Source organism: Pedobacter sp. 01N416, assembly GCF_056399685.1.
In genome coordinates this window covers 1-2,654 of record NZ_JBFTRT010000643.1, presented here as the reverse complement: position 1 = coordinate 2,654, position 2,654 = coordinate 1, and the positions used below count along the sequence as shown (strand labels likewise).

Below are 2,654 nucleotides of genomic sequence, written 5' to 3'. Positions count from 1 at the left end.
GCACCATGTTCTGCAATCAGATCTACCTTTAGGTGTCCAAACCACTTTTCGAGGGTTTCATTTCGCCTGCCACTAATAATCACAACTTTATTTGCCTTATCAAGTGTTAGGTTCTCAATCAAATCGTACAATTCGGCATCTGGCGAAGCATCGTCAATATTTCCGGTAAAATCTACAAGGGTACCATCATAATCTAAAAATAGCACACGATCTTGTGTTTGCGCATATTTAGTTACGATCACTTCATTAATAGCATTCACTGCATGTTTTGTTAATAACGATTTTTGAGAATCTTTCACTTCGTTTAATCTTAAAATAAAATTGTTAACCCAATGTTTAACATTGAATTTTTCTACAATTGCACGCATGGCTTTCATACGCATTTGTTGTTCTGATGGCGACATTTTAAGCGCTGCTACAATAGCCTCCATAATATCACCAATGTTATTAGGATTTACGATTATGGCATCAGTTAATTCTTTGGAAGCTCCCGCCATTTCACTTAAAATCAATACACCATCATTATTATTCCTGCTGGCCACATATTCTTTACTTACCAAATTCATTCCATCGCGCATAGGCGTAACCAAACAGATATCTGCTGTGGAGTAAAGGGCCGATAGCACTTCAATAGGGAAGGAGCGGTAAAAATAATTTACCGGAATCCAGTTCATTGAACGGTACCTTGCATTTAAATTTCCAACAAACTGATCAATCTGATCTCTGAGTTCGCTATATTTTGGTACCGTATCCCTGGAGGGCACAACAATCATAAAAAGCTCAATTTTGCCGATGTATTCAGGATGGTGCTGAAGCAGTAATTCTAAGGCCTTTAATCTTTCTAATATGCCTTTGCTGTAATCGAGCCGATCGATGGACAAGATTACTTTCATATCTTCTTTTCCTGTTCTAAAATAGTCGATCTCTTGTTGCACTTGCTCAGTTGCAGGTAAACCAGAAAATTTATCGAAATCAATCCCCATTGGAAAAGCTTCCACAACAATTTGCCTTTCGTTACTGCTGAGTATGTTTGATGATGAGTTTACAGGGAGCAAACGTGTTGCCGTACTAATAAAATGGCGAACATCATCAAAAGTATGGAAACCGATTAAATCGGCACCAATTAAGCCGTTCAGTAGTTCTTCGCGCCAAGGAATTAAACGGAATATTTCGTATGATGGAAAAGGAATATGCTGGAAAAAACCAATCGTAGCATTTGGGAGTTTTTCTCTTAAAATGCCTGGTAAAAGGAGCAATTGATAATCTTGAATCCAGATTTTATCTCTTCTGTTAAGTACCTGCAGGGCACTTTTTGCAAATTTCTCATTAACCGATTGATAGCAATCCCAATAATTTTGTTCGTAATGGGCGTAGGTAACGAGGTAATGAAAAACCGGCCATAATACTTCGTTCGAGAAGCCTTCGTAATATAAATTGATTTCGTTTTGCGTAAGGTAAACCGGGTAAAGGTTTAATGCGGCAAGTTTTTGAGTAACTTCTTCCTGACGTTCTTCTGGCACTTCTATGCCGGGCCAGCCGATCCAAATGGAATTGCCTGATTTATAGACGTCTCCTAATCCTGTGGCAAGGCCGCCCTCACTTGGAATAAGGGTGTATTCGTTGTTTTCTTCGATGATTTTAACGGGTAGTCTGTTCGATATTATAACTGTCTTCATGCTTGTATTTGATGTATCCACATCATTAAAAGCATATCAAACTGGTTTTGTTTGATTTTTTAGGTCAAAAAAACATTCAAATGATTAAACGTAATTAAATACCAGAGAAAAAGTAGTGCCATTATCTGGCATTGAAACAACTTCTATGCTGCCTCTGTGCATTTTCATAATGTTGCGGCTAATGGTTAATCCTATTCCTGATCCATTTTTCCGGGTGGTGTAAAATGGAACAAAAATCTTTTCGAGATCACTGGCATCTATGCCTTTTCCGTTATCGGTAACATCAATATATAGTTTGGTGTTTTCTAACCTGTAATTTACGTTGATGTATGGGTGTTCTCTGTTCTCTACAGCGTAAATACTATTGGTAATGAGGTTGATCAGCACTTGTTCAACTAATTTTAGGTCGAGCTGAATGGTGATTTTTGAAGAGGTTTGTTCTACATCCAATACCACATTTTTAACTTTGGCAAATGGCTGCATCAATACCTTAATGTGTTTCAGTATTTCACCAATGGTATGCGATTCGAGGTTTGGTGTAGGCAGCTCGGCAATTAGGCGATAATCCTTTACAAAATCTAATAGACCAGAAGATCTTCTTTGTATGGTTTGTAAAGCCGTTTTCAGGTCGTCCATTTCATCTTCTGTGAGGTTCTTTTTATCGGTTACCATCCGGTTGATCGTATCCGATAATGAACTTATAGGGGTAATTGAGTTTAAGATCTCGTGTGAGATTACACCAATTAATCTATTCCATGCCTCCGTTTCTTTTTGCTCAATTTCGTCTTTAATGTTTTGGAAACTGATAATGGTATAATTGTTTCCGTAAAGATTTAATGGAATAACTTCGGTAGACAATTGAATCAGTTTATCCTGGATCTTCAATTCCAGAAACCTTTTCCCACCCGATAAGATCTGCTCTATTTCTGCTGCAAAGGTAGGGAGATGTTGCTTTACCCTGTGCCAATACTTATACGC

The 2,654-nt window shown here is 37.9% G+C and carries 2 protein-coding genes; both read right to left on the bottom strand.

Translation table 11 applies throughout. The features are described from left to right. Nucleotides 1-1,676: bifunctional alpha,alpha-trehalose-phosphate synthase (UDP-forming)/trehalose-phosphatase (locus tag AC1DND_RS25185; RefSeq protein ID WP_477585281.1), on the bottom strand; the 1,676-nt coding region annotated here is incomplete at its 3' end. Nucleotides 1,677-1,760: 84 nt separating this feature from the next. Beyond that, a partial coding sequence (locus tag AC1DND_RS25180; protein WP_477585280.1) for a sensor histidine kinase occupies nt 1,761-2,654 on the bottom strand: 894 nt, incomplete at its 5' end.